We start from the raw sequence: 22,181 nt of genomic DNA on the forward strand, positions 1-22,181 counted from the left end.
TTTAGAAGTACTTTTTACTTTAAAAAAATCGACATTTCCGTTAGTAAGAATTCGATTTATGGATTTAAGTTACCCTATACATCAAAATGTTTATGATGCTTTATTAAATGAACTTCACAGTCTTAATTATCAAATTGAAAGTGCAAACGTTGATTATCGAAATGGATACCAATTTGAATACAAATTGACATCTTGTGAAAAGACAAACTTGAAACTAAATTTCACAAATGCAAAATAACCCTTGACAACCCCAGTTTCAAAATCGTATATTTGCACCCGCTAATTTTTAATGCAGGATAATCCTGCTTACATTTTAATAAAATCCGTAAATTTTATGAAAACATCAGATTTCAATTTTGATTTGCCAGTAGAACTTTTGGCAGAACACCCATCAGCACACCGTGACGAGGCTCGTCTAATGGTGCTTGACAGAAAAAACGAAACTATCGAACACAAGCTTTTCAAAGACGTAGTAGATTACTTCGATGAGAAAGATTTGTTTATCTTCAATAACACCAAAGTTTTCCCTGCAAGATTGTATGGAAACAAAGAAAAAACTGGAGCTAAAATTGAAGTTTTCCTTCTTAGAGAACTTGATAAAGAAACCAGAGTTTGGGACGTATTGGTGGATCCAGCGAGAAAAATCAGAATCGGTAACAAATTATTCTTCACCGAAGACGAATCTTTGGTTGCAGAGGTTATTGACAACACCACTTCAAGAGGAAGAACTTTGAGATTCTTATATGATGGCTCTTACGAAGAATTCAGAGCTAAATTAAAAGAACTTGGAGAAACTCCACTTCCAAAATACATCAAAAGAGAAGTTGAACCAGAAGATGCAGAACGTTACCAAACAATTTATGCAAAAGTTGAAGGTGCAGTTGCTGCTCCAACAGCTGGTCTTCATTTCTCGAAGCACTTGATGAAGCGTTTAGAAATCAAAGGAATTGATTTTGCAGAAATCACTTTGCACGTAGGATTAGGAACCTTCAACCCTATTGAGGTAGAAGATCTTTCTAAACACAAAATGGAGTCAGAAGAAGCTATTATCGATCAAAAGAATGCTGACATCATCAACAAAGCAGTTGAGGAAAATCGTAGAATTTGTGCTGTGGGAACAACTACAATGAGAGCTTTGGAAACTTCTGTTTCTTCCAACAAAAAAATTGGACCTTATCACGGTTGGACAAACAAATTTATTTATCCACCTCACGATTTCGGAGTCGCTAACTCAATGATTACCAATTTCCACACTCCAAAATCAACATTAATTATGATGATTGCGGCCTTTGCTGGAAGAGATTTCTTGATGGAAGCTTACCAACAAGCTATCAAAGAAAAATATAAATTCTACTCTTACGGAGACGCAATGTTAATCCTGTAAGATGTAAGATTTTAGAAGTTAGACATCAGATTATATCTAATGTCTAACTTCTAATTTCTAAAATCCACTATGAAAGATATCCGAACTTTATCACTCGAACAACTTACCGATTACTTCAAAGAAATCGGAGAAAAACCTTTTCGTGCGAAACAGGTTTATGATTGGTTGTGGAGCAAAAATCTTCATTCAATTGAAGAAATGACGAATCTTTCCAAGGATTTGAGAGAAAAACTGACTAAGGAATTCATCATCAATCCCGTTGCAGTAGACCTTCTCCAAAAATCTAAAGACGGAACCATCAAAAATGGAGTCAAACTTCATGATGGACTTTTAGTCGAATCCGTCTTGATTCCTACCGAAACCAGGACTACAGCCTGTGTTTCTTCTCAAGTAGGATGTTCTCTCAATTGTGACTTTTGCGCTACAGCCAAACTCAAAAGGATGAGAAACTTGGAAGTTGCCGAAATTGTTGACCAAGTTGCATTGATTGACAGACAAAGTCAACTTTATTTTGACCGTCCACTTTCTAATATTGTCTTCATGGGAATGGGAGAACCGATGATGAACTACAACAATGTAGTAGAAGCAATTAGAAAAATCACCAAACCAGAGGGATTAGGAATGTCTCCAAGAAGGATTACCGTATCCACATCTGGAATTCCCAAAATGATAAAAATGCTTGCAGATGAAAATCTGAAAGTAAAATTGGCGCTTTCTCTCCATTCCGCTGTAGAAAAAACGCGAAATGAAATAATGCCTTTTTCGACAAAATTTCCATTGACAGATATAATGGAAGCGTTGCAATATTGGTATAATAAAACAGGTTCCGTCATCACCTTCGAATATTGCGTTTGGAGTGGAATCAATGACAAAATGGAAGACATTAAGGCGCTCATCAAATATTGTCGCCAAGTTCCTTGCAAGGTCAACCTTATCCAATACAATCCAATTGGTGAAGGAAAATTTGACCATAGAAGCGTTAAAGCCGAAGAACTCTATGTTCACGAACTCGAACGAGCAGGAATTACCGTTATGGTAAGACGAAGTAGAGGTGGTGACATTGATGCTGCTTGTGGACAATTAGCCAACAAATCCGCAGAATAATTCCCTTATTCAATAAAATTTTCTTTCTTTTGTTAAAAGAATATTGAAAATCATCAAACCTTCAATGAAGAAGATTCTATATTTAACTTCCCTCCTATTTTTTAGTTTTTTCTTTGGACAAACCGAAGTTTTAAAAATTAAAAAATATCAGATTGCTACACTTTCTGATACCCTACGAGAAAATTCGGGGCTTACTTTTTTCGATAATAATTTAATGACAATTAATGATGGAGGTAATACTTCTGAGATCTTTGAAATAGATAAAAAATCGGGTAAAATCCTGGATATCATCAAAACTAACTTGCAAAATAAGGACTGGGAAGCCATTGCAAGTGATGACAACTACATTTATATCGGAGATTTTGGAAATAACGGAGGAGACAGAAGGGATTTAACTATTATCAAAATTCCAATGGCGAAAGTCACGTTAACCGTTGAAGAATCTTTTGAAAATCAAAATTTAGAAAGCGAGAATAAAATTGAAAGAATTTCGTTCTTTTATCCTGAGCAAATCGATTTTTCGGGACCAGCTCACAATCATGACTTCGACGCTGAAGCAATGATTATTTTGGATGGAAAAATTCACTTATTTACCAAAGAATGGAAATCAAAGAGTACAACACACTATATCTTAGAAACCAATCAATCTGAAAATCAGCCCGCTAAAAAGTTAGGAACTTTTGATGTTGGATTTTTGGTAACGGACGCCGATTATTTTCAAAACAGATTATATTTGGTGGGATATACCAAGATAATGGAGGTTTTCATGATGGTTTTTGAAAGAGATGAAAACGGCTTATTTTTTAGTTCAGCGCCACAAAAATTCAATTTGGGCTCAACTTCTAATGTTGGTCAAATTGAAGGAATCTCGGTCAACAAAGATGGTATCTTCATTTCAGGAGAACAATTTCACAGAAGTATTTTTAAGGCTCCAGCAAGTCTTTATCGTATTCCATTTCTAAATCTACAACAAAACGACAAGAAAACCGATTAGGTTTTTGAAACCATAAGGTTTAAAAGAATAAAATAATTTATCTTTGTTCCTTAGAAAAAACAACCTTTAACTCAGATTTGTGTCCAATACTGTAGAAGAAATTAAACGTCCCATTGCAGAAGAAATGAAACTTTTCGAACAAAAGTTTTATGAGTCCATGCAGAGTAACGTTCCGCTTTTGGATAAAGTAACCCGTTTTATTGTTACCACCAAAGGAAAGCAGATGCGTCCTATGTTTATATTTCTTTGTGCAAAATTGATTGGTGATGTTAACGAGAAAACGTTTCGTGGAGCGTCAATGATTGAGTTGATCCATACTGCGACACTGGTTCATGATGACGTGGTTGACGAAAGCTTCAAAAGACGTAATTTTTTCTCTATCAACGCTTTATGGAAGAATAAAATTGCGGTTTTAGTCGGTGATTATCTTTTATCAAAATCGGTCCTACTTTCAACAGATAACAAGGACTATGATTTGCTTTCGGTAATTTCTCGAACTATTCGCGAAATGAGTGAAGGTGAATTGCTACAGCTCGAAAAAGCGCGAAAATTGGACATTACGGAAGACGTCTATTACGAAATAATAAGACAAAAAACAGCAACTCTTATTGCTGCATGCTGTGAAATTGGAGTTCTTTCTAATGGCGCTGATGAAGACTTGGCAAAAAAAATGAAGGATTTTGGTACTTATACTGGTATGGCGTTCCAAATCAAAGATGACTTGTTCGATTACCTGAGTTCTAACGTCATTGGAAAGCCGGTCGGTATAGATATCAAGGAGCAGAAAATGACTTTGCCTTTGATTTACACCTTAAAAATGGCTAACGAAAAGGATAGAAAATATTATTTTGATACGATCAAAAGATATAACAATCATCCAAAACGAGTTAAAGAACTCATCGATTTTGTGAAAAAATCAGGTGGTTTAGACTATGCTATTGGAGTAATGAAAGACTTTCAGCAAAAAGCGAAAGCTATTCTTAACGAATTTCCAGATTCGGAAAACAAACATTCTTTGAACTTGATGTTAGATTACGTTATCGAACGAAAATTCTAAGCAATCAGTAAATAACCTCAATCTTCGCCGTTGTATTCCTGATACTTATCCTTCATCTTTTTGATAAAATAGGAAGGTTTTATTTTGAATTTTCTCTGAAAATTATCAGAAAAATTTTCTGCACTACTAAATCCCGCAATCTGAGACAATTCTTTGACATCCTTATTAAGATAGGTCCAATCCGTTTTTAGGAGATTGAGAATATAGTCCAACCGAAGGTCATTCATGTACGTATTAAAGTTCTTGTCTTTATAGGCATTGACAATCTTAGAAAGATATGTAGAATTGGTTCCAAACTCCTCACTTAAAGCACGTTGTGTAACCTGCGGACTCAAGAATCGATTTTCTTTTTCGAACAAATCCAAATTTTTCAAAACATTCTGTACCACTTGAGGATTAATACCTGAAACCTTAGAGTAAAACCCTGAATCCTCACTTTCCTCTTGCTCTGTCTCAATTGTTGAAGTCAAACCAAGCGGAGATGAAACCGTTGATTCCTGAATATTAATTTTTTGATTAGAAATCAACTCTTCAAAGCGCTTCTCGTACAGTTTCCGAATTTGATAAGAGCGAAATAGAAAAAACAAAATAATTACAATTGTCAATATTATTAGAGCACCAATAACTCTATTCTTAATAACTAATTGTTTTTCGATAGTTTCCTTTTGCTCTATCAACTCATGAGTGTCATACTTTTTATGAATGGTTGTGTAAAGATATTTGTAGTTTTTTTCATAGGACCGGTCTAACGCAATAAGTTTATTAATATAATCCAACTGTTTATCTGTGTTCCCCAGTGAATCGTTATACTTGATAAGCAACTCATAAACATTTCTAAACTGTGGCTCTAAACTATTATCTTTATTATACTCCTTATCAATTTTCTCAAAATACTTAATGGCAACGTTCTGCTTTCCAAGGTTCCAGTATGATTTTCCGAGGTAGAATATTTCAGTTGCATGTCCCCATTGGTTATCATAAAGCTTAAGTGATTCTGTTAGTTTTTCAATTGCCCTTCTATAATCTTTACTAAAATACGCATCAGTGCCTTCCGAAGATATAAAATATGGTTTATATTGAAGTAATCCATTTTCATTTATATATTGAAAAGCCTCCTTCAACAATTTATCATTCTCATCAATTCGGCCAATCTTGGAATTAGTATCGATAATGCTCATTAGAGAATAGATGTAGTACATTTCATAATCCTTTCCAAGAGAGGTATTTGATAAGTTATTTTTAAAAAAAGTGACACACTCTCTTAACTCTTCGTTTGCCTCAGAATACAAACCCAAGTAAATTTTGTTTTGAGCTATGAAATACTTGCAATTATTTAAAATATATCCGTTATCATCATTAATTTTTGCAGCATTGTCATTAGCTTTTAAAACATCATCCAACGCACTTTGGTATTGTCCATTTGACATATTTACAATGCCACGGTTTAGATAGGCTTTTGCAAGTAATCTTTGGTCACCCGACCGCTGACTAACTATAATTGCACTGTCCGCATATTTTATATTTAATCCTTTATTTGAAAAGTTACTTGCATACCGATAAGCATAGACCAAAGCTTCCTGATTCTCATCTTTTTTTGCCTTTCTAAGATATAGCCTGATCATTTTCCATATCTCATTGGAATCATTATGTGAATTATCTATCTTTTCCTCAATTTGATTATAGGTCAATTCATCCTCCAAACGATTCTGAGCTCTAAAGTTCAAAACCATAAGAAAGACCAGTCCGAAAAAATATAACTTTCTATTATTCATCAGATTAAATAAAACTATTTTTAATTATTTTTTATAATTAACCTGTTCAACACCAAAATTACTGCTAATTTTTTAGAAATATCAGGATAACCCGGTTATTTTTTACAAACCCCCGGTTACTTTTTTTGGTTTTGCCCTTGATCCACTTTACATTTGTCCTATCAAACAATTGAAACTAATAACCGTGTTTATATATTTGTAATGTAACTAAAATAGTAAGCTATTATGAAAAAAATTTTATTCATCGCCTCTTGTATATTGCTTTTCGCTGCAGGATCTTGTAGACAGCAAGACGAAATGATTTCAATCGAAGATTCAGAAAATCTTCTAATATTAGAGAATGCAACTAGTGCAAATAGATCTGCAGACTCTACATCAACAAACATTCATAACAATTTGGATGGAGATCCAGTACCTCCGCCAAAAAGATAACTTTTAATATTTTTTTTTCATCATTTGTGTTAGCTCTTCTAATGTCGTGAGATATCGGAAGAGTTTTTTTATTTTTAAAATTGTCAAATTCACAATTTATGATTTTTAATTATATTTGTGGAAATCAACTTTCAATGCAAGAAACATATATTCAGACTCAGGAAATTTCCTTTGAAGATTTCAAAAAAAACATACTTGAAGATTATAAATTGGGGAAAATCTCCCGTGAAATGTCACTTCTTGGAAGAAGAGAAGTATTAACAGGTAAAGCAAAATTTGGAATTTTCGGTGACGGAAAAGAGTTACCACAACTTGCAATGTCCAAAGTTTTTCGCAACGGAGACTGGAGAAGTGGCTATTATCGCGATCAAACTTTTGCTTTAGCAATTAATGCTGTTAATGTTGAAAGTTTTTTCGCACAATTATATGCAGATACAAGTGTTGAACGTGAACCCGCTTCCGCAGGAAGACAGATGAATGGACATTATGCTACGCGTTCCCTTAACGAAGATGGAAGTTGGAAAAATTTAATGCAACAAAAAAATATTTCCTCCGATATTTCGCCAACCGCTGGCCAAATGCCACGACTTTTAGGATTGGCGCAAGCTTCAACTATTTTTAAAAGTGTGAAATTTGAAGGTTTGGAAAATTTCTCAAATAACGGAAATGAAATTGCTTTTGGGACCATAGGTGATGCATCAACAGCCGAAGGACACTTCTGGGAAACTTTGAATGCGGCTTGCGCATTACAAGTTCCAATGATTGTTTCTATTTGGGATGATGGCTACGGAATTTCAGTTCCTACGAGAAATCAAAGAGCTAAAGCCGATATTGCCGAAATGTTGAGTGGTTTTCAAAGAAAAGAGGGTGAAAATCAAGGATGCGAAATCATTCAGGTGAAAGCTTGGGACTACCCTTCCCTACTTAACGCCTATGCAAAAGCTGAACATTATGCGAGAAACGAATCAGTCCCTGTGGTCGTCCATGTTACTGAAGTTACTCAACCTCAAGGTCACTCAACTTCTGGGTCGCATGAAAGATATAAATCTGAATCAAGATTAAAATGGGAATCAGAGTTCGATGGTCTTGTAAAATTAAGAGAATGGATTCTGGATTATGCCGTTGAAATTGATGGAAGAGAAGAATATTTGGCGACTGTAGAAGAACTTGACAACATCGATAAAGAGGCAAAAAAAATCGTTAAAGACGGACAAAAGGTTGCTTGGGATGCTTATCAAAATGCTATCACCGAAATAAGAAATTCAATTTTACCATTGATCGAAAAACTTCAAAATAACCCTGAAGTTTCAGAAGAAATTCAGAAATTCAACAAATTGATTTCTGTTGCTAAGAAAGATATTTTCCATTTGGCAAGAAAAGTTCTGCTTTTAACAAGAGATAATCCTACAACGGAAAGACAATGGCTTCACAACAAACTTGATGAATTAATGGCCACCGAAAAGGATAATTACTCTTCTCACCTATACTCTCAATCTCAGTGGAAAGCTACAAATATTAAAGAAATTGCACCGGTTTTTTCTGAAAACTCAGAATTTGTGGATGGAAGAATGGTCGTCCGAAACAATTTTGATAAAATTTTTGAAAAATATCCTCAAACTTTAGTTTTTGGTGAAGATGCTGGAAATATTGGTGACGTTAACCAAGGATTGGAAGGTATGCAAGAAAAATATGGTGAAATGCGGGTTGCCGATACAGGAATTCGTGAAGCCACTATTTTAGGTCAAGGAATAGGAATGGCGATGAGAGGGCTTCGTCCAATCGCTGAAATTCAGTATTTAGATTATATTTTGTATTGTTTACAGGGAATGAGCGACGACTTGGCAACAGTTCAGTATCGTACCAAAGGTGGCCAAAAAGCACCTGTTATTATTAGAACCAGAGGACATCGCTTAGAAGGAATCTGGCATTCAGGTTCTCCTATGGCTGGAATTATTAATTTATCTAAGGGTATTTTGGTTTTAGTTCCAAGAAATTTAACTAAAGCAGCAGGTTTCTACAATACGATGTTGCAAAGTGATGAACCTTGCGTTATTGTTGAATGTTTGAACGGTTATCGTTTGAAAGAAAAGCAGCCAGACAATTTAGGTGAATTCACTGTTCCGGTTGGTAAAATCGAAGTCACCAAAGAAGGTAAAGACGTTACTTTGGTTACTTACGGTTCAACTTGGAGAGTCGTTATGGAAGCAGCTGAAGAATTAGAAAAATTAGGAATCTCAGCAGAAGTTATTGATATTCAATCATTAATTCCATTCGACTTAAGTCATGAAATAGCAGAAAGCGTAAAGAAAACCAATCGTTTGGTCGTAATTGATGAAGATGTAGAAGGAGGAACTTCAGCATTTATTCTTCAACAAATTTTAGAGAAGCAAAAGGCATTTAGATATTTAGATTCAGACCCATTAACCATTTCTGCCGAAAATCACAGACCTGCTTATGCAAGCGATGGAGATTACTTTAGCAAGCCAAGTACGGATGATATGATAGAACAAATTTATGCAATGTTTACCGAATCAAATCCAACGAAATTTCCGAAAATTTAATAAAAGCTTAATGATTTGTAATAAATTTAACGCAAAGATGACGCAGCATTTTTTTCATCAATTTGCTTTTCATGTTCGCTAAGGCGTTTTACTTAGCAAAAAAACTTGGCTAAACGTAGTAGCTTTGCGAACAAATTATGTTGCAAGTAGGTGTAAAACATTTTTTGCGTTCATGGCGTTTTGATTTTTTACATCTAAATCATATTAATTACTTTAAGATCACTCTTTTTTAGAGTGATTTTTTTTATTTTTAAAAATAATTTAGAATTTTTCCAACCTTATCCTCACCAATTGCATCTTTAATATAAAACCAACACATGAGTCATGAAGTATTAATAGGATGCAAAAATAAAGACCGCAACGCACAGCGACGGCTTTATGAAATATATGCAGGTAGACTCTACACCACTTGTAAACGCTACCTTAAGAGTGAGGAAGAAGTAGAAGAAGTCTTGGCCGACACTTTTTTTATCATCTTCAGCAAAATTCAGCAGCTTTCTAATCTTGATGTTTTTGAAGCTTGGGCAAAAAAAATTGCCGTGAATGAATGTCTTCAGTCACTCAGAAAAAAGCAAAAACTGAATATTTCCATTGAAGAAAATCACATCGGATCACAACTTACTGCGGTCCAAGATATTGGAAACAGCGAAAAAGATTTAATGTCGTTGCTTCAATTTCTTCCAGAAGGATGTCGAATGATTTTTAATCTTTTTGCGATTGAGGGTTATCCTCATAAGGAGATTGCAGAAATGCTTTCCATAACAGAGGGAACATCAAAATCGCAGGTGAATTTTGCAAGAAAAAAATTGCAAGAACTTCTACAATTACATTACGTGTAATCTTAATTCTAAAAAAATGGAAAATAATAATCAACATAAAATAGATCAACTTTTCAATGAAGAAAGTAAGTTGAACGAGGAAAATACAACCTTTCCTGCTTTCGAAAGGGTTTGGTCAAAAGCGGAACAAAAACTCGACGAAAAACCTAACAAAAAAAGAATCATCCCGATTTGGTTTCCTTATGGAATTGCAGCGAGTTTGATTTTGAGTTTAGGCGTTCTTTATTTTTATAATCGAAGTGGAGAAACATTACCAAATTCTCAGGAAACGATTGTTAAAAACTCTAATCAAGGTGAAAATCATTCAGATGAATTTGATATTCAAAAAGTGAATAGTACGATTAAAAAGAATATTGAAAATGAAGCAATTGCACAAAAATCAGATTCAAAGTCAAATCAAGATATTATCGCTTACGAACCACCACCAGTAGTTGCAGTAGCTCCAATCATTTTACCACCAGTTTCTGATAAAGTTGCTTGCAGTCTACCACCAGCAAATACTGAGGTTGCTTACGCATCCCCTTCTCCTCCACCAGCTGCATTATCCGCTTCAACAAGCAGAGAAAAAGTAATTGAGGGAGTTGTGGTAATGGGCTATGGAAAAGTAAAAAAATCAAAAGATGTTACTTCTTCAAGTGTTTCAATAAAATCTAACAAAGTAACATCAAAAACAAGAGTACTTAATGGCGCAGTTGCAGGAATTGCAATAAATTCTGGTGAAGGAAAACCAGGAAGCGACGTCATTATCAGAGGAATTTCAAGTTTAAAAAGTAGAACTTCACCTTTAATCGTAGTTGATGGAGTTCTATACGAAAATAGCACTCTAAACGCCATCGATCCCAATACAATAAAATCAATTAGTATTCTTAAAGATGCTGCTGCGACTTCAATATACGGCAATCGAGGAAGTGAAGGAGTAATTTTAATTGAAACAAAAAATCTAACAAGAAAAGAAAGAAAGGCACTAAAGAGGAAACTAAAGAATCCTATTGAAATTCCTTCAACCAGTAATACTGAAGAAGTAATAATAGAATCCCCTGAAAAAGTTGAAACTACACTTCCTGATTCAGGCAAATTAACAGCTGGAGAAGTCAATGATTTTTCTAAATGGAATTATTGGCAAGATGTCACAGTTCCCACATTGGATGAGTACAAAAAAACTTGGAACTTTTTTCCAAACAAAAGAGTTTCTGTACAATTGGTAAATGCCAATAAAAAGCCGATCGTTGGCAAACAAATCAAATTAATGAACGCCTCTAATAAGGTAATTTGGGAAAGTGTTTCAGATGTCTTTGGAAATGCTGAATTGTGGATTAATCCTACACTAAATGTAGCATCTGAATCTGGTCCATATTTCATCACGGATGAAAAAGGTAAAAAAATTGCAACCGATGTTAAAGAATTCAGTGAAGGAAAAAATATCATCAATCTTCAAGGCTCATGTTTAGAAAAAAGAGACTTAGATTTAGCCTTTGTTGTGGATGCTACAGGCTCTATGGGAGATGAAATCCAATATTTACAATCTGAACTTTTAGATGTTCTACAAAAAGTTGAAAATAAATTAGGTAATTCTACTCAAGTTCGTTATGGCTCAGTATTTTACAGAGATCATGGAGATGACTATATTACAAGAAAATTTGATTTTTCTGATAAAGCTGAAGACTTAATTGAGTTTATAAAAAAACAACAGGCAGCTGGCGGTGGTGACACACCGGAAGCGGTTGTTGAAGCTCTTCAAGCATCAATTGAAAATTTGCAGTGGAGTAATAAAAATTCGACAAAACTTTTATTTCTGGTCATGGATGCTCCTCCCCATCTGTCTAAGACTAATATTGACAAATTGTATTCACTTATCAAACTTGCTTCCCAAAAGGGAATTACCATTATTCCATTAGCTGCAAGCGATACAGACAAGCAGACAGAATATCTTATGAGGTCATTTGCACTCCTAACTAATGGAACTTACACATTTTTAACCGATGATAGTGGTATTGGGAATGACCATATCGAACCAACAATAGATTCTTATGAGATAGAAAAATTAAACGATTTGCTTTTACGCTTGATTCTCCAACGGTCAACCTTATCATTGTGTGAATCAGGAGTCAACTCTGGTTTTATCAATAAAAAATTAGAAAAAGAGTCCAACTCTGAGAAGAAATTGAACGTTGAGATTTATCCAAACCCAACCCATGGAAAAATCACCATAAAGTCACCTGAAGAGATTGATGAAATATATTTATACGACTCTGCAGGAAAGTTGATTATGAGAAAGGAAAAAGTTATGGACACAAATACCGAAATAGATATTACTTCTTATCCGCAAAGTATGTATCTCATGAGAGTTAAATCTGGCAAAACATGGGATACCTTTAAAATAATTAAACTTTAGTAAAATACAATAAAAATCAGGCTAATCTTCTTCGAAAATTAGCCTGATAAGTTGATTTTTTCTATCTTTAATACAAAGAAACACAAGTATGAAAGTTCATTTCTACTTCCTAATTTTATTTTTGATTACAGGAAATGTTTGGGCGCAGGATTCCGAATTGTATTACGGTGGTTATTTCTACAACAAGAAGAACAAAACTCAAAATCTCTTGAAAATCACCAACAAAAATGAAGGAAACTATGAATATACCGATGCATCTGGATATGCAGTTATTCAAGCGAAAATTAACGATACGCTCGTGTGGAACAATGGAGCCAATATAATTATTGTCCAACCTCACGCTCTCATAGAGCTCAAAAACCTTCTTGAAAGTCGTACACCGCGTGAAACAGCCAAAGAAATTTATTCCAAAGACTTTCGAAATGAGTTAAAAGGAGATAGTCTAAGGGCAATATCAAACAAACCCTATGATTTATCTTCTAACCATCCCTACCTTCATAAGAAAACCGATTTTAATAGCTATTCTTACCGAGTAAAACGGATTAAAAACAAAAAAGACTCGACCTATCTTATTAAGAATCAGAAAAACCTTAGTCTTACCGTTAGTGGCAACTATTCTGGGTTAACAGAGGTTGAAATTCCAAATGCACTGCCCAAACTTCAGAGTCAATATGCGCAGGGCCTTTCACAAAATGGACAGTTAGTTTGGACAAGTCCGTCACAAAACAATTACTTTAGCTACGGACCAGATATTTCGACCTTAGTATTTGATGGAGTATCCAACGAATTTGATAATAATGGAAATCTTGTTCCTATCCAGTTTGCTAAAAATCCAAGTAAAGTATATGACAATGTACTGCTAAAACCTTTAGTGAAATTTTCTAATTTTCTTAATATCAATTCTACTTATAGGACAGATGGGAACGAAAAAATTGGACTAAAACTCAAATTAGGTCAATCAAAAGAACCACTGTTTTTTATAGATCAGTTTTCTCGAGAAAACGAAATAGGAAGTAGCCTGAATCTTAATGTTTTGGAAACAAAAATTTTTATTCATTACCAATACAACGATATTAAGGCAACCAATTCTAATCGCATTGGTCTCTTTAATCGTATTTATCAAAACGCCCTAATAACACCAATTTCCTTTAATAATAGACAAAATATTTACCTTTCAAATAATAGTCAGAGGAGTTTTAATTCAAGTTTTGACAACCCATTTTTCTTATTGGAGAACAAGGATAAATATAATTTTAAATCCTATACAAATCGAGGGAGTCTAAGTCTGGAACGAAGATTTTTTGAAAATTTAAAAGTATTTGCATCTGGAAGTATAGAGACCATAGACTTCACCCATCATGATTATTACAAACTGACGGCAGCCTTTTTCCCTTCTGGGATTGAAAATTTCAGAAATCAAAGAAATGAGAGTAAAATAGCAGAAATTGGAGCTAATTATACTATTGAAGACTATAGTAATGAAATAGAACATTATCTGCAGGCCAAATATTTAGTCAACGATTTTTACACTCATATCAATCATACTTTATCCCAGAGCGATTACCTGTATCAGCGAACTACCAATGAATTGATCATCAATTATAAGCCAAAAATAGATTTTGATTCAGGAGAGATCAATTTGGACTTTACTAATAATTTTTATGGGTCTAATTCTGGAACAGAAAATCGGTATTGGTTACCAAAAGCATTTGGTGAAGTCAAGTTGGATGATATTTTTAACTGGAACAACGTTGCCGTTAATTTTTTTGGAGGATTTGCAAAAAACACCAAAGAGGCAAATTTTCAAAACTCTTATGCTTACTACGAAATGACGGAGCTACAGCCCGAAAATATTTTCACCTTCTTTCCTATTCATGAAATAGAAACATTTGATAACCTCAAAAACATCGACGAAACCGAGTGGAAAGCTGGATTCTCAGTTCAACCTTCATATAGGCTATCTTTCTCAGCAGAGTATTTTAATAGAAAAATTGATAATGATATTTTTCCCTCATGGTCAAATGGAATATTGTCTCTGGAAAATATGGCTAATCACACTTTGGAAGGGGTCGAAGCAAAATTTGAGATGAGAAGAATTAGACTTTCATATAGAAGTGATATTTACTTAACCAACAAAGTAAGCTTCTACACCTATCGAGACTTGGTTTCTCATGTTAAAAGTGGCTACAATTATCAACCTATTATCGGCTTCAGTGATGTATATCTTGGCTTGGTTGAAGGCGAAGCTTTGGGAAGTATTGTTGGGACTTCATATCTTAGAAATTCTAATGGAGATATTGTTATTGGAAGTGACGGTTTTCCAATCAAGGACAATAACATGAAGGTTATTGCCAACCCAACTCCTGATTTTAATATTAAACTAAATAATAGCCTCGAGTGGAGAAATCTACGACTGGACTTGGACTGGGAATGGCAAAAAGGAGGGAAAATATGGAACGGAACACAAGCTGCTCATGATTATTACGGACGTTCCCAAAATTCAGCTGACTTAAGAAATGTAACGAATTTTATTTTTACAGGTGTGGACTCCTCTGGAAACACCAACACTATCCCAGTGGATTTTTACAACCCTAATAATACAGTGTGGGAAAATCGATGGACTCGCTACGGCACCTCTGGAATTACGGAAGAATATATACAAGATGCAGATTACATTAAGTTGAACACTGCTTCTATATCACTTTTACTAAAGATCCAGCAACATAATGACTTTAAGATTACGGGAAGTGTTTATAACATTTTGCTTTGGCGAAAAAATGACGGAGTAGACCCTTCTCAAAATTTTTACAATACCAGCGGAAGAGTTTTAGATTACTTTAATCTTCCTGGATATACAAGGTTTGGATTAGGCGTTTCATTTGATTTTTAAAGAATTATGAAGAAGTTAATTTTAATATCAATATATCTTATTCTGGGATTTTTACAGACCGTCAATCTCAATGCTCAGAATATTACCACTGATTACGAAAAAGAGAAAGTATATCTCACCACCAATCATGTTTTTTACAAACCAGGTGAAGAAATTTTCTTTAAAATTTATGCTGTTAATGGATTGGACAATCGACCTACCATCAAAAGTAAAGTTGCACACGTTCAATTAATTACACCATCTGGAGAGGTTGCCCAAAATTTTACTTTTGAACTCAAAAATGGAACTGCAAAAGGAAGCTATTACTTTCCCGTTGACATCAAAGGCGGAATTTATAAATTGAAAGCTTTCACTAATTGGATGCAGAACGAAACGGAAAAAAATTATTTCGAAAAGGAGATCACCATTCAGAAATTTGTTTCACCAAGAATTCTGATGAAGCTGGATTTCCCCATGAAGGGCTATGGAGCAGGAAGCGAAGTTACTGCAGACTTTTCCATGAAAAGTCTTTCTAACAATCCAATTGCCTTTTACACTGGCATTTTTGAAATTTTTGTTGATGGTAAAGAACTGAAAACAGAATCCTTTGTCACCAATAAAGAGGGAAAATATCAAATTAAATTTTTCCTACCCAATAATCTAACCAGCACTGACGCCCTGCTCAATATCAAAGTAAAATACGATGGCTTCAATGAGGCAATTTCGAGAAATATACCCATCAGTTTCAACAATATTGATTTAAGGTTTTTTCCTGAGGGCGGAACTATGGTTGCAGAATTAGAAAATAATATCGCCTTCAAAGCATTGGATGAATTTCAAAAACCAGTGGATGTTTCTGGTGAAATCTTTAATTCCAATAATATAAGAGTAGCAACTTTCACAAGCTACAGGTTCGGAATGGGAGAATTTCTCTTTACACCTCAATCCAATCAAAAGTATTATGCTAAAATTATTGAGCCGCAAGGAAATAATCAAACCTTCTTGTTACCTTCCTTACAAGAAAGCGAATTAGTCTTACGAATTAGTGATGAAAACATTATAGTTGCTTCAAAAAATCCTAAAAGAATAAAGCTCGTTGGTTCTTTTAGGAATACTGAATTATTTTCAAAGGATTGGATGCTGCAAAAAGGAGTTAATGAATTGAAAATTCCAACTAATCTTTTTCCAAGTGGAATAGCAAGATTCACAATTTTTGACCAAAACAATACACCTGTTGCCGAACGAGTTACTTTTCTTAATGAAAACAAAAAACTTCATATCCAACTAAAACCAAACAAAAATTACTACCTACCACGAGAAAAGGTGGAAGTACAAATAGAAACCAAAGACGAAGACGGAAAACCTATCCCCTCTGATATTTCCCTAAGCGTTATTGATGACAAATTATGGACTTTTGCGGACGACAAGCAAGACAATATACAGTCTTGGTTATTAATGAACTCCGAATTGTCCGGAAAGATTGAGGAGCCCAATTTTTATTTCAAAAAAGAAGAGCCCCAAGCTAAAAAATTATTAGACTTATTGATGTTGACCAATGGATATCGATATTTTGAACTGCTTCCACAAGTCATCAAAAATAATAGGTATCAATATTTCCCAGAGCAATTGAATGGAATTTTCGGAATCATCACTGATGAAGATAATCTTCCTATAGAAGCAGATGTGTATCTTGTAGAAACCACCTACAGCGTTGCAGACAAGTCCAATCAAGTTGCCAAACAAACAACGAGTAAAAATGGTGAGTTCTATTTCAGTAACATCGATGGAAGTAAAACAAATAAAATTATTGCGCTCTCTAAAAAGCCAAAGCAAAAGTCAAAAATCAATATTCTATCTTACCAACTGAATGTTAATCCTTTATCTAACTCAAATAATAATACTCACTATAACGCTGAAGAAATTATAAAAGAAATTAAAGAAAAGCATGAAGAACGCCTCGTAGCTGAAAAAAGGAAAACAGAAGCTGAAAACCGCCCGAAAAACACTAATACGATAACTCCTTCCCGAAAAAATAAAAATAGTAACCGAAGTAGTAAAGACAGTGTCAGTCAGAAAAGAATTGAAGAAGTGGTTATATTGGGATATAGCAAATCTATAACAGCAAGTGCATCCATTTCTTCGGAAAGATTAGAAAACAGACCAAATATCAGTTTTCTTTCAATGTTAGAAGGTAAAGCTCAAGGACTCACTATTTCAGAAAATCACGAGAATCCAGGAAGTATTTCTGTTGTCATTAGAGGTGTGTCTAGTTTATCCGCAACACACGATCCTCTTTATGTTGTTGATGGCTTCTTGTCAAACGCAACCACATTCAGAAATTTGAATCCAAATCAAATTAATAGTGTAACGATTTTAAAAGATGCTGCTGCAACCACAATTTACGGAAGTAGAGCAGCAAATGGAGTTGTCATCATAGATACTAAAAACTCTAAAAGAGCTAAAATTAAGTTTGATGTGACTCCGGAAACTTACTACGCGACTACTACTATTAGAAATGACAGCCTTACTCAATTTTCTTATGCAAGACAATTTTCTTACCCCAAATACCAAAGTACTTCAACAGCGTATAGAATAGACTTTCGAGAAACCATTTATTGGAATCCTACCATACAAACCGATAAAGATGGAAAAGCAAAAGTTGAATTTTATAATTCGGATGCTAATACCACGTTTAGGGCGATTTCAGAAGGAATCTCTCATAATGGATTGGTAGGACGTGAAGAAAAAACGTATGCTGCACAAAGCCCAATCGCGCTTGATGCCAAAATCCCTCCATATTTAACAATGGGTGATGAGCCTAAAATTTCAACGGTAATTAAAAATAACACCAAGGAAACCAAAACTTTCAATCTACATGCCGTCGTTCCAAAAAAAGTCGAATTAGGGAAAATGGACACCTTAACTATTTTAAAACCTTTAGAAGCGAGAAATATTCTTATCCCGATATCCACAGGTCAAAAAGTGAGTTCTAATATCAGTATTTTGGTCAACGAAGGAAACGAACGCGAAACAACAATACTCCCCTTTAAAGTGGAGGAAAAAGGATTCCCCACTGAAATTGTGAAGATTAGTAGCAGAAATCAAACTTTAGATTTCGATATTCCAGAATTTATCCCTGGGACGCTTTCGGCTTCCATCAAAATTTTCGAAGATATCCAATCCAAAATGTTTGAAGATGTAGAAAGATTGAAAAAGAAACCTCATGGTTGCTTCGAGCAATTATCATCGACAATTTATCCTAACATTTTTATCCTAAATTACCAAAAATCACTTGGTAAATTAAGTGCACAACAAGAAAAAGAAGCCATTAAAAATCTTAAAAACGGATACGACAAACTCAACAATTATCAGCTGGAAGATGGCGGTTTTGGGTACTTTAGGTCATCTGTATCTCAAAAAGGATTGACTGCGTACGCAATTTTGGAGTTTACAGATTTAAGAAAGTTGATTAATATTAATCCTAACATTATCACCAAAGCAACCCAATTTCTGTTAGACCAAAGAACTGGGATAGGTACTTTCAAATCAAGTCATTCACCCAAAACAGCTTATGCAACACAACAATATTGGGCAGAACAAGCCTATGTTATTTATGCTCTCTCAAAGGTTGGTATCAAAGATGAAATCGAAATGGAATACCAAACTTCGATGAAACGAATACAAAACGTTCCAGATCTATATCAAATAGCACTTTTGATGAATACTGCATTAAATCAAGGAAAATCAAAAGATTTCGAAACATTAAAATTGAAATTTGAAACTGAGAAGGATAAAATCAATTCCAATAACTCTTGTGGATTTACAGGTTCAAGAGGAAGGTCTTTAGAGTCGGAAATATTGTCTCTCTATATATCCGCGCTAATAAAAAATGGAGAAACCGATAATCAAAAATTAGCTTCTTTGATTGATGAACTCAATATTAAAAACGGTATCCATGGCTTTGGATCGACGCAAGGAACAGTTCTTGCCCTTGAAGCAATGAGCCAATTTTACACTAAAAACAAAATCAATTTAACCAAAGATGATATTCCAACCTTTAAACTTAATGGACAAAATATCGAGATTCCAGCAATATTTGGCAGGGAATTAGACATCACCGAAAGACTTCAAAGCAATAACCAAATTCATGTCAAATCAAAATATGGACAAGGTTATCCTTATAAAATTGAATGGAAATACTACACGCTCGATCCGCCAACTAACGAAAATTCTGAGGTGAAGATTTCAACTCGGCTGTCAAAAGAAAACTGCAAAGTGAGTGAAATTAACAGAATGACAGTTGAAGTAAAAAACAAGTCATCCAATGACTTGCCGATGGTAACTGCCCAAATTGGGATTCCCGCTGGACTTTCCTTGCAACCAGAATTATTGAAGGATCTAATCACTAAAAAAATGATTTCTTATTACGAGATTTTTGACAATTATCTTGTGCTGTATTGGGAAGGTATGACTCCTAATGAAATCAAAACTATTCATATCGATATGAAAGCCGAATTCCCAGGAACTTACAACGGAAAAGCAAGTTCAGCATATCTTTATTACAATCCAGAAAACAAAGATTGGACTTACGGTAACAAAGTAATTGTTGAATAAAATTTGGCCTCGGAAAATTCAAAATAGTTGCTAACCTTTAAGAGTCGGTTTCTTCGAAACCGACTTTTTATTTACTTTTATACCAAATTAAAAGATGGAAAAACGCATTTTTGGATATGATGTAGTCCGTGCATTGGCAATTTTGTTGGTGCTGGTTGGGCATGTCTTGCATTATATTTACAATGGAAGTTATTCCTTTTTTTTATCATTTTTTAGCGGATTTTTGGGAGTCGAATTATTTTTCGTACTAAGTGGAGTGCTTATTGGCGAACTTCTGATTAAAGTATTTGATTCAGAAAACTATCTGCAGAAACTGAAAAATTTTATTTTACGAAGATGGTTAAGGACATTGCCACTCTATTTTGTGATGCTTTTGGTTTACTATTTTGGAAACCGAATCTTTGACTCGTCCTCATCTCCCGAAGTTCCACTTTGGAAATATGTATTCTTTCTTCAGAACTTTTTAAAAGTAGAACCAACTTTTTTTGGAATTTCCTGGAGCTTAAGTATCGAAGAATGGTTTTACATTCTTTTCCCTCTCAGTCTATTTGCGGTCAAAAAAATCGTGCCTAACATCTCAACTCGAAACCTTTTTTCAGTCGGGATAACGACCTTTTTGACTTTTTTCCTTGTGATGAGATACATCGCATATCCCGAAAATTCTTTCACTTTTTATGAAGGCGTAAGAAAAGTGGCATTTTTCCGATTTGACGCCATCGCTTACGGAATTCTTGCGGCTTTGGGATTTCACTATTTAGCCTCAAAAATAAAAACACAAAAAAACACTCTACTTATATTAGGAATCTTAATTCTCGCTTTTAATCAATACCTCATTTTCAGGAATAATTACAGCAATCTCTACTATTTCAACACTCTATATTATTCAGTACTTGGTTTGGGATTAACGATGCTTTTTCCATTTTTCAAAGAAGTTTCGTATAAAGAATCACCCGCAAAAAATACGATTGTCTTTATTAGTAAAATTTCTTACTCACTTTATTTGGTTCATTGGATGGTTTACAAAGTCATGGAACTTTCATACTTCGACACGATTCCAAATAGTATCAAATTCATACTATTTATGGTAGCAACATTTGGTTGCTCCTACTTGACGTATAGGCTCATTGAAAAACCCTTTATGGAGTACAGAAAAAGATTTAAATAATTTTATTTTCAATAAATTTTGAAAATTCAGAAATTTAAATTACATTTGTACAAGAAATTTAATTCAAACTAAAATGAAACTCGACGAAGCCAAAGAAAAATACATCCAAACTTGGGGAACATTTGCTACCAATTGGGGAATTAACAGAACGATGGCGCAAGTGCATGCTGTTCTTTTGGCTGAAGGAAAACCGCTTTCCACAGATGAAGTGATGGAAAAATTACAAATTTCCAGAGGTAATGCCAATATGAATCTTCGAGACCTTATTAATTGGGGAATTGTAAAAAAAGAATTGGTGAAAGGTGACCGAAAAGAATATTTCGTGGCTGAAAAAGATGTTTGGTTTCTTTTCAAACAGATTACCAAGGAGCGCAGAAAACGAGAGATAGAACCTGTGGTTGCATTTTTGGACGAACTTAAAAATATTGAAGACAATCAATCCGAAGAAGCACAAGAATTTATCAAATTAATGGACGATTTCGGAAACGTAACAAGCAAAATTAATAATATTATGGATCTCGCTATCAAAAGTGATGACCATTGGTTGGTTGGCAAAATCACCAACTTATTGAAATAAAAAGGAGAAATCCTTTTTTTATTTCAATTTAATTTTCAAAAATTCCTGAAAATATAAAAATTATAAAATGTTTAATATCCTGTCATATATAATTTATTTTTCAATAAGTACACCCGTCATCGTCTACGTAGGATGGAAATGCTTTACAGCTGGGAAAATATATCTTTTGGAACTTTTCAGAGACATCAGTATTTGCAACGCTGTTAATAAAATTCTATTAGTAGGATACTATCTTGTCAATATTGGATATGTCGCTGTCTCCATCTCTAACTGGGGCATTATTTCCAGCTACGAAGATTTGCTGACTGTTCTTGTCAGACATTTATCTGTTATACTGCTGATGATTTCGGTTTTACACTACATTAATATCATCTCCCTCAATGTTTTGCGAACAAAAATAATTTCAAACTTTAAATAATAC

At 34.2% G+C, this 22,181-nt stretch carries 15 protein-coding genes; 14 read left to right on the forward strand and 1 reads right to left on the reverse strand.

The genetic code is table 11. The annotated features are described in order from the left end of the window. From AC4AGG_RS09605 to AC4AGG_RS09625, 5 genes are all read left to right on the forward strand, one after another. Positions 1-238, forward strand: a 238-nt coding sequence (locus AC4AGG_RS09605; protein WP_489771775.1) for a hypothetical protein, incomplete at its 5' end; no start/stop codon positions are given. Between the two features lie 96 nt (positions 239-334). Next, entirely contained in the window at positions 335-1,384 is a 1,050-nt protein-coding gene (gene queA, locus AC4AGG_RS09610) for a tRNA preQ1(34) S-adenosylmethionine ribosyltransferase-isomerase QueA (RefSeq protein WP_489771776.1), read from the forward strand. A 69-nt stretch (positions 1,385-1,453) separates the two neighbouring features. Then, positions 1,454-2,488: a dual-specificity RNA methyltransferase RlmN gene (gene rlmN, locus AC4AGG_RS09615; protein ID WP_489771777.1), complete on the forward strand. Its 1,035-nt coding sequence runs from the start codon at positions 1,454-1,456 to the stop codon at positions 2,486-2,488. 64 nt (positions 2,489-2,552) lie between these two features. Beyond that, positions 2,553-3,482: a hypothetical protein gene (locus AC4AGG_RS09620; protein ID WP_489771778.1), complete on the forward strand. Its 930-nt coding sequence runs from the start codon at positions 2,553-2,555 to the stop codon at positions 3,480-3,482. Between the two features lie 79 nt (positions 3,483-3,561). Beyond that, positions 3,562-4,539, forward strand: coding sequence for a polyprenyl synthetase family protein (locus tag AC4AGG_RS09625; RefSeq protein WP_489771779.1), 978 nt, complete (start codon positions 3,562-3,564; stop codon positions 4,537-4,539). Positions 4,540-4,556: 17 nt separating this feature from the next. Here the strand turns inward: AC4AGG_RS09625 and AC4AGG_RS09630 are convergent, their stop codons facing one another. After that, complete coding sequence (locus AC4AGG_RS09630; protein ID WP_489771780.1) at positions 4,557-6,311, reverse strand: helix-turn-helix domain-containing protein; 1,755 nt, start codon at positions 6,309-6,311, stop codon at positions 4,557-4,559. Positions 6,312-6,536: 225 nt separating this feature from the next. On the opposite strand from AC4AGG_RS09630, the gene AC4AGG_RS09635 reads away from it, so the two are divergent. The 9 genes from AC4AGG_RS09635 to AC4AGG_RS09675 all read left to right on the forward strand — a co-directional run bounded on the left by AC4AGG_RS09635 (position 6,537) and on the right by AC4AGG_RS09675 (position 22,178). Then, positions 6,537-6,743 (forward strand): hypothetical protein, encoded by a 207-nt coding sequence (locus tag AC4AGG_RS09635; protein ID WP_489771781.1) that lies wholly within the window; start codon positions 6,537-6,539, stop codon positions 6,741-6,743. A gap of 134 nt (positions 6,744-6,877) precedes the next feature. Then, the gene (locus AC4AGG_RS09640) at positions 6,878-9,304 is read left to right on the forward strand and encodes an alpha-ketoacid dehydrogenase subunit alpha/beta (protein ID WP_489771789.1); all 2,427 of its coding nucleotides are present in this window, start codon (positions 6,878-6,880) and stop codon (positions 9,302-9,304) included. A 317-nt stretch (positions 9,305-9,621) separates the two neighbouring features. Then, a complete protein-coding gene (locus AC4AGG_RS09645) occupies positions 9,622-10,143 on the forward strand; it encodes an RNA polymerase sigma factor (RefSeq protein WP_489771782.1) in 522 nt (173 codons plus the stop codon). Positions 10,144-10,159: 16 nt separating this feature from the next. Continuing rightward, positions 10,160-12,535, forward strand: a complete 2,376-nt coding sequence (locus tag AC4AGG_RS09650; protein ID WP_489771783.1) for a TonB-dependent receptor plug domain-containing protein — start codon at positions 10,160-10,162, stop codon at positions 12,533-12,535. 88 nt (positions 12,536-12,623) lie between these two features. Then, positions 12,624-15,425 (forward strand): TonB-dependent receptor, encoded by a 2,802-nt coding sequence (locus AC4AGG_RS09655; RefSeq protein WP_489771784.1) that lies wholly within the window; start codon positions 12,624-12,626, stop codon positions 15,423-15,425. Positions 15,426-15,431: 6 nt separating this feature from the next. Next, entirely contained in the window at positions 15,432-20,018 is a 4,587-nt protein-coding gene (locus AC4AGG_RS09660; protein ID WP_489771785.1) for a TonB-dependent receptor plug domain-containing protein, read from the forward strand. Between the two features lie 94 nt (positions 20,019-20,112). Further along, positions 20,113-21,183 (forward strand): acyltransferase family protein, encoded by a 1,071-nt coding sequence (locus AC4AGG_RS09665; RefSeq protein WP_489771786.1) that lies wholly within the window; start codon positions 20,113-20,115, stop codon positions 21,181-21,183. Between the two features lie 73 nt (positions 21,184-21,256). Further along, positions 21,257-21,760: a GbsR/MarR family transcriptional regulator gene (locus AC4AGG_RS09670; RefSeq protein ID WP_489771787.1), complete on the forward strand. Its 504-nt coding sequence runs from the start codon at positions 21,257-21,259 to the stop codon at positions 21,758-21,760. A gap of 67 nt (positions 21,761-21,827) precedes the next feature. Then, positions 21,828-22,178 carry a hypothetical protein gene (locus AC4AGG_RS09675; RefSeq protein ID WP_489771788.1) on the forward strand — a complete coding sequence of 117 codons (351 nt, stop codon included), beginning with the start codon at positions 21,828-21,830 and terminating at the stop codon, positions 22,176-22,178. Positions 22,179-22,181 lie beyond the last annotated feature (3 nt).

It is taken from the genome of Chryseobacterium sp. CG10_8 (assembly GCF_058117085.1).

Coding starts and splice junctions, on each gene's coding strand:
- AC4AGG_RS09650 (WP_489771783.1), top strand. CDS start 10,160: ATGGAAAATAATAATCAACATAAAATAGATCAACTTTTCAATGAAGAA.
- AC4AGG_RS09645 (WP_489771782.1), top strand. CDS start 9,622: ATGAGTCATGAAGTATTAATAGGATGCAAAAATAAAGACCGCAACGCA.
- AC4AGG_RS09630 (WP_489771780.1), bottom strand. CDS start 6,311: ATGAATAATAGAAAGTTATATTTTTTCGGACTGGTCTTTCTTATGGTT.
- AC4AGG_RS09620 (WP_489771778.1), top strand. CDS start 2,553: ATGAAGAAGATTCTATATTTAACTTCCCTCCTATTTTTTAGTTTTTTC.
- queA (WP_489771776.1), top strand. CDS start 335: ATGAAAACATCAGATTTCAATTTTGATTTGCCAGTAGAACTTTTGGCA.
- AC4AGG_RS09660 (WP_489771785.1), top strand. CDS start 15,432: ATGAAGAAGTTAATTTTAATATCAATATATCTTATTCTGGGATTTTTA.
- AC4AGG_RS09665 (WP_489771786.1), top strand. CDS start 20,113: ATGGAAAAACGCATTTTTGGATATGATGTAGTCCGTGCATTGGCAATT.
- AC4AGG_RS09655 (WP_489771784.1), top strand. CDS start 12,624: ATGAAAGTTCATTTCTACTTCCTAATTTTATTTTTGATTACAGGAAAT.
- rlmN (WP_489771777.1), top strand. CDS start 1,454: ATGAAAGATATCCGAACTTTATCACTCGAACAACTTACCGATTACTTC.
- AC4AGG_RS09635 (WP_489771781.1), top strand. CDS start 6,537: ATGAAAAAAATTTTATTCATCGCCTCTTGTATATTGCTTTTCGCTGCA.
- AC4AGG_RS09640 (WP_489771789.1), top strand. CDS start 6,878: ATGCAAGAAACATATATTCAGACTCAGGAAATTTCCTTTGAAGATTTC.
- AC4AGG_RS09670 (WP_489771787.1), top strand. CDS start 21,257: ATGAAACTCGACGAAGCCAAAGAAAAATACATCCAAACTTGGGGAACA.
- AC4AGG_RS09675 (WP_489771788.1), top strand. CDS start 21,828: ATGTTTAATATCCTGTCATATATAATTTATTTTTCAATAAGTACACCC.